We start from the raw sequence: 6192 nt of genomic DNA on the forward strand, positions 1-6192 counted from the left end.
CCGTGACCATCACGATGGGCGTGCGGCGATAGATCTGCAACTTTCGGATCCGCGCGCAAAGCTCGATCCCGCTCGTTCCAGGCATCTTGATATCAAGCAGGAAGCAATCGAACGCAGGGCTGGCCTTGTCAATCCAGCCCAGTGCCTGCTCTGCGGACTGTGCTGTAACCACATCTCGATAGCCCAAAGTGCCAAGCCCCGCCAGAATCTGCTCCAGAAAGACTGGGTCGTCGTCGACTGCCAATATTCGCATAGTGTTCTGCCCCCGTATTCGCGCGACGCATATCCTGCGCGCCCGGGTCCGCTGCCCGGACGTTGCGTCTGAACTCATGCTGTGCACCAATAGTGACAATTTTTGGGCAAATTGCCGTCGTTTCCAAGGGATTGCGTGCCAAGCACGCATCAATGCGGTCGAAACGAGGGCGGCTTGTGCAAGCGGTCAGAGCTCGGGCTGCAAAAGGCGGCGAACCGCGGCAAGAAATTGGCCTTGGTTCAGTGGTTTCGACAGCGTCGCGTCGGCATTGCAGTTAGCGCCAAGCTCTATGATTTCGGGCCCCGTAGAGGCCGAAAGCAGAATTGCCGGTGTGTCAGAGTTCACATTGTTAGAGGCATGCAGATGTCTGATGAGCTTGTCGCCGTGGATGAAAGGCATCTCTCGGTCAAAAATCAGTAGGTCGAACTTGCGGGCCATGCTTCGATTCAGCGCGTCGCGCCCGTCAGACACAACCTCAAGATCGATGAAGCCCAGTGAGCCAATAAAATACGCGATGATTTCCTGACTGACTTCGTCGTCCTCGGCGAGCAGGCAGCTAAAACGCTGGGCGGTGAGGTCAGCGTCATTCATTGTGTTGCTACTCATCTACTCTCGAAGGCTTCGTTTTGGATCGTCACGTTCGCTGGCCTGAACACGTCCTGCGCCACACCAACGTAACCTGCAAACGCCACACCAACGTAACCTATGACCATGCTTGGAATCGTCTTAAGTCTTTTGTCTATAATCGTTTTAAGGCTAATCCGTCTAAGCAAGTTTGTCAAAGGCAAGGTTGCAGAAAGTGTCATAATATCACTCAAATAGCCCGGTAAGGCCTTGGCTTTTGAGTGGCTCTTTTCAAATGTGCATGCTTGTTGAGCATGACAATATCTTCCGCGAAAAAAACGAAAGCAATTGCGAGCCAAAGCACGGCACAGCGCCTCGGCTACTTCTCTACGAGGTAGGGCAGGGATTGGGAATGGGCGATGTTGCCCCTGGCCCGCTCCGCGTTTCGGTTCGAGTCGCGGCGGGCCAGCGTCATGGCGGGGGAAATGACCCTTCGCATGGTAATGTCGATTATGATCAAAGGCTTCGTTAGCGCCTCGCTGCGCGCCAGGTCGATGCCAGCGAACCAGCATCCGTAGCTGGTAATCTGAGATCTGGCTGTTCCGCCCCGGTCGCAGCCCGCCTTCCCATGTGAAACTCATCGGCAGGTGCCAGCAGATCAACGCTGTATGCGCTCGAAGTTGCTTTCAGCTTCGCATGGCCAGCATCGATGGCCGAGCGCCGGTTGGCGGCGGATCGGGCCGCCCGCAGGCGGCCCGGCCCAAGGTGTCAGGCTTAGGGCATGGTCACCCTGTAGAAAGGTGCCGGGGCATGGGCCCCCGGGGCTGCTGGCTCTGGCACGGGGTTTTCGACCGGCTCCAGCGATTGCAGCCATGCCACTAGGGCGGCGCGATCATCATCACGCAGCGCCGCATAGCCCGGCCAGGGCATCGCGGGTGCCAGCATCCGCCCATCGGGGCGGACCCCGGTGGTGACTGCCCGAATGATGTCGTCACCCGACCATCCGCCAAGGCCAGTCTTGTCGGGTGTGAGGTTGCTGGGCCAGAAGGTGCCAAGACCGGGGATCTCGAAACCGACGGTGCCGCCAGAGAGGCCGGCCTCGACGATCGGCGCACCGTCAGGCCCGCGTGGCATGTGGCAACCGGCGCAGTCCATGATCGTGCCAAGGTAGGCTCCGCGCGCGATGAGGTCCGTGTCCGGTTGTTCTGCACGGGAGGGTGTCGCGGCAAGTGCGGCCACGGACAGAATAAGGGCAAATTGAAGGGTCATGGTGTATCCTTGATGTGATTGGCCGCAGAAGATGCGGCAATTTGGGTTTGGGTCAGGCCGCGGCGCGGTTGCGCGCGGTCGGTGCTAAGATGCCCGCGGGGTCGAAGCGTGTGGCGAGGTCGCGCAACCGCGCCGCGGCCGCCGGGGTGTGGGTCGAAAGCCCGCCCGAACCCAGTTCGAGGTCGGCTTCGCCCACATAGGCACCAAGGCAGATCGGGGCTGCCGCTGCGATCGTCGCCCGCAGCCACGCAAGCTGCGCGCTGTCTTCGCCCGCATCCTCCCAGATCGCGTAGACCGAGCCGAAGATACGCCCGATCCGCGAGAAGGCACCGATCCCGGGGGCCACGGCCTGCGGCGAGCGCAGCATGACGAGCGCAAGGCTGCGGGCCGAGGGTGCCGTCGTCATGCCTTCCGCGATGCGCTGCACCACCTCGGGCAAGCGCGCGTCGGACCACAGGCTATCGACGCCATAGCGCAACCCTTCGGGCATCGCTTGCGCCGTAAGGCTGTCGAGCACGTCGAAGGGCGTGGGCATTGGGCCAATCACCTGCATCGCCGCGGGCGCTTGGGCGAATAGCCGCAACAGGGTTGCGTGCGCCTCGTCATCGCCACCGGCAAAGACGGTGGCGATTGCCTCTACCAGCGGCCCCTTTACCGGAACGCCCGGCGGTGGCGCGGCGATCTTCAACGTCAGCTCGATATTTGCCGGTGCCTCTGCCATCGCGGTTTCGGCCCAAGCGGCGATGGTTGCGGCTTCGACCAGCGGGTAGACATGCACCTTGGACAGGATCGCTTTCGGTGCCTGCATGAGGCGCAGATGGTAGGCGGTGATGATGCCAAAAAACGCCGGTCCGGCCCCGCGCGCGGCCCAGAAGACCTCTGCGTTCTCGGCGTCGCTGGCTGTCAGGATGCGCCCATCGGCCATGACGACCTCGACCGCATCGACCAGAAAGCACGCCACGCCCCAAGCGCCCGAGTTCCAGCCTATTCCGCCGCCCAGAAGGTAGCCGCTCATCGGCACGCTGCCGCAATGGCCGACTGGAAAGGCCAGATCGTGGCGCGCGAGGGCGGCTGACATACGCGCGTTGGTGACGGCAGGTCCAACCCGCGCGGTGCGCCGGTCCGGGTCTATCTTAAGCCCGTCGAGTGCGCCGAGGTCTATCACCATGTCCGCTTGCGCGGCGATTCCGCTCATATGGTGGCCGCCCCCGCGCGGCGAGACTGTCAGGCCATTCTCGGCGGCAAAGCGCACCGCCTCGGCTACGTCATCGGCACAGGCGGCACGCACGATCAGGCGCGCCCGGCGTGCGGGCTTGCGTCCGTTCCAGACCAAAGCATCGCAGGCCCCGGAATGTCCGGGGTCGAATTGGGTAATCAGGCTGCCGCGGAGGCGGCGTTTCAAAGTATCCGTTTGCATATCGCTATCCTTGCCTGCGGCCACATCCGGCCAGTCCGCGGCCAGCTTGCGGCGCGGGGGCGGGAAGGGTGTTGCAGATCGAGTTTCAGGGTACGGCGAAGGCATCGCCGCGTGGCCGAGGGTGTATTCCCGCGCCGCGCGCCTCGCATGTTAAGAAACGGTGCGCGAAAGCCTCACGAATGCTAAAAGACTGCTAAGCTGGCTCTTCCAGCGTCAATCGGCAGGCGATGGCGAGCCGGAAGCGGCCGCGCCCGGCCTTTTCGATACGCAGGCAGGACTGGCGTTCTTCCAGCCTGCGTCGCAGCAGAATCATGCGGGCATCTAGGTTTTCAGCGTGGGCAGGCAGGCGCAGCGCGGGATCGACACGCAATTCGCGCAGGGCAAAATCCGTGCGCCCGGTGGCCTGATATTCGCGCAGCAGCCGCCAAAGTATCGCCCCCGCCACCCCCTTGATGAGGTAGTCGTGGTCAAGAAACACGCTTTGATCGGCGGCGTAGTAACGGACAGTCACCACACCCGCGAGCGGCAGCTTTTCGCCCGGAGTGGGGGCATCCTCGTCGCTTTCGCCCGCGCGCAGGATCGCGATGCGCGCGCCCAGATGCCCTGCGACAAGGGCCAGCGCGTCTTCGTCGTCATAGGCAAAGCGCAAGGTCTCTTCAGCCTCGGCGAACAGCACACCCAAAAGCCGCCCGCCTTCGAGGATCGGCAGGGCGATCTGACTGCGCGGTGCTGCGAGGCCGGGAAAGGGGATCGCCCGGGGCGCGCCATCGATCAGGCCCGCGCGTCGCGCCGTTTCGGTGATCGCAGCGCCGTAACGGTATTCGCGGGTCATGTGGCCTATACGGATCGGCGTATGCTCGCGTGCGGCGACCCCGATCACACCTTCGCCGAACTGCACTTCGGCCCCCACGCCCGAGCTGCGATAGCCGCGCGAGGCTACGGCATAAAGCCGGTCCTCCCCATCTTCGGCCATAAGAACCATCGAGTGGCGGATGCCGAACTGCGCCTCCAAAACCTCTGTCGCGCGGTCCAGAAGCTCCTCCAGATCGGTGCAGGCGTCGAGCGCGTCGCAGGCGCGACGGGTCGCCGCCAGCAGCGGCCGCGCCTGCGCGGTGTGGGCAATGGTCGGCCCCGGCACGGCTTCGATCGACAGCACGCGAAAGAGGTCTGCGCCAAGCAGGCGGAACACGCCCTCCATCCCGTGGTGCGAGGCGAGCCCTGCGAGCTTGGCCTTCATGCTTTCGAACAGCGGGCCGCGGGTCAGCGTTTCTTCGTAGTCGAAATCGAGACGATACTGGCGCATGGTCTCGGGGTCCACGATCTGAACCGAGGCCCGCCGGGTTGCCAGAAGGTTGCGGCGGGTCTTGTTGAAGAACTGGTAGGACAACGCGACCCGCTCTGGGTCGAGGTAATGGACCTGACTTATCATCGACACATTGGGCAGCCCGTCAGCATCGCAAGTGGCGATGACCGAGGCCACGACGCCTTCCAGTGCCGGGCGGAGCGCATCGAGAGAAGGCGCGGTCATCGGGTCAGTTCCGCACCCGCGCCCGGCCCGGGCGTCTGGGTGAAAACCCTTTCAGGGCAAAACTCGACGGCGGCGATGTCGTCCGGCTCATAGGTCACATAGCCTTCGGCCAACTCGCGCGAGAAGCCGATCTCGACCAGACCGTCTGCAAGGACCGCGCATTGACGGTCGATCTCGGGCAGGTCGTCGGACAGAGGCTCTGCGATCTTGGCGGTGGCGGCCTTGACCTGAAAGGCGCGGTGATCGGGGGCACCGGTAAACGTGACTGCGATGGGGCGACCGTCTTTGAGCGCGGCAAGAAGGTCGGCGTTGGCTGCGCGGGCAAGCAGGACGCGCAGGGTTCCATCGGGCCTTACCCGGCAGCCGACGCCCAAACCCACGATTGGCTGCCCGGCAGAGGTAGAACTGGCAAGCGTCACGCTGACGCCGGATTGCGCGAGCGCGACGAGATCCGGGGTCAGTAAAGCGCCGCTCTGCGCCGGTTTCTGTGCGGCCCAGGCTGCGAGATCGTTGAGAGGAGTTGCGGGTACAAAGCTAGACGACATTTTAACCACACGAATCGCACAGAAGTTTTTTGCGTCAGAAAACCCGAGTTGTCATGTGCGGAAAGACCTGCTGCCGCCTTTTCGCGCCGCGATTGCCCGAAGGCTGCGGGGAAGATGCGGCAGGCTCATCGCGATCAGCCCGGCCACGAGGCCCCAGAACGGCGCGCCGACCGAGAGGATCGACACCCCCGAGGCGGTGACGACGAAGGTGACGGCGGGCGCGAAAGGGTCGCCGCTGCCACCCATCGCCGCCCGCAGCGAGCCCATGAACGGCCCGAGCAACGCCAGCCCGGCGAGAATGGCGATCAGTTCGGCCGGAAAGCTCTGCGCCACGGCGACCACCGAGGCGCCGACCGCCGCCAGCACCGCGTATCCGGTGGCGTAAATCACGCCGCCCTTCCAGCGTTCGGCGGGATCGGGGTGGGCGTCGGGCCCGGTGCAAATCGCCGCGGTGATCGCGGCGAGGCTGGTGGTATGGCCGCAGAACGGCGCGGTCAGGATCGACAGCAGGCCGGTTCCGGTCAGGATCGGCGAGACCGGCGGCGCGTAGCCGTCGGCGCGCAACACGGCGATGCCGGGCAGGTTCTGCGAGGCCATGGTGACGATGAACAGGGGC

Annotated in this window: 7 protein-coding genes; all 7 read right to left on the bottom strand. The window is 64.0% G+C overall.

Annotation, left to right across the window (positions count from 1 at the left end):
* Positions 1-253 (bottom strand): two-component system response regulator (locus ABY403_RS12305; RefSeq protein WP_372841117.1); only part of this gene is annotated, 253 nt, incomplete at its 3' end.
* 186 nt (positions 254-439) lie between these two features.
* Positions 440-859: a response regulator gene (locus tag ABY403_RS12310; RefSeq protein WP_372841118.1), complete on the bottom strand. Its 420-nt coding sequence runs from the start codon at positions 857-859 to the stop codon at positions 440-442.
* Between the two features lie 732 nt (positions 860-1591).
* Positions 1592-2086 carry a cytochrome c gene (locus tag ABY403_RS12315; RefSeq protein ID WP_372841119.1) on the bottom strand — a complete coding sequence of 165 codons (495 nt, stop codon included), beginning with the start codon at positions 2084-2086 and terminating at the stop codon, positions 1592-1594.
* Positions 2087-2138: 52 nt separating this feature from the next.
* The gene (locus ABY403_RS12320) at positions 2139-3503 is read right to left on the bottom strand and encodes an FAD-binding oxidoreductase (protein WP_372841120.1); all 1365 of its coding nucleotides are present in this window, start codon (positions 3501-3503) and stop codon (positions 2139-2141) included.
* A gap of 193 nt (positions 3504-3696) precedes the next feature.
* On the bottom strand, positions 3697-5031 hold the full coding sequence (locus tag ABY403_RS12325) for a GAF domain-containing protein (protein WP_372841121.1): 1335 nt from the start codon (positions 5029-5031) through the stop codon (positions 3697-3699).
* Positions 5028-5576, bottom strand: coding sequence for a hypothetical protein (locus tag ABY403_RS12330; protein ID WP_372841122.1), 549 nt, complete (start codon positions 5574-5576; stop codon positions 5028-5030). Before ABY403_RS12330 ends, ABY403_RS12325 begins: the two co-directional genes overlap by 4 nt.
* A 51-nt stretch (positions 5577-5627) precedes the next feature.
* The coding region (locus ABY403_RS12335; RefSeq protein ID WP_372841123.1) for a benzoate/H(+) symporter BenE family transporter at positions 5628-6192 on the bottom strand (565 nt) is incomplete at its 5' end.

It is taken from the genome of Phaeovulum sp., from assembly GCF_041596715.1.
In the GTDB taxonomy this organism is placed as follows: domain Bacteria; phylum Pseudomonadota; class Alphaproteobacteria; order Rhodobacterales; family Rhodobacteraceae; genus UBA6213.

What these genes read in the sequence shown, in the direction of transcription:
- ABY403_RS12325 (WP_372841121.1), bottom strand. Translation starts at nt 5,031, where the DNA reads ATGACCGCGCCTTCTCTCGATGCGCTCCGCCCGGCACTGGAAGGCGTC.
- ABY403_RS12320 (WP_372841120.1), bottom strand. Translation starts at nt 3,503, where the DNA reads ATGCAAACGGATACTTTGAAACGCCGCCTCCGCGGCAGCCTGATTACC.
- ABY403_RS12315 (WP_372841119.1), bottom strand. Translation starts at nt 2,086, where the DNA reads ATGACCCTTCAATTTGCCCTTATTCTGTCCGTGGCCGCACTTGCCGCG.
- ABY403_RS12310 (WP_372841118.1), bottom strand. Translation starts at nt 859, where the DNA reads ATGAGTAGCAACACAATGAATGACGCTGACCTCACCGCCCAGCGTTTT.
- ABY403_RS12330 (WP_372841122.1), bottom strand. Translation starts at nt 5,576, where the DNA reads ATGTCGTCTAGCTTTGTACCCGCAACTCCTCTCAACGATCTCGCAGCC.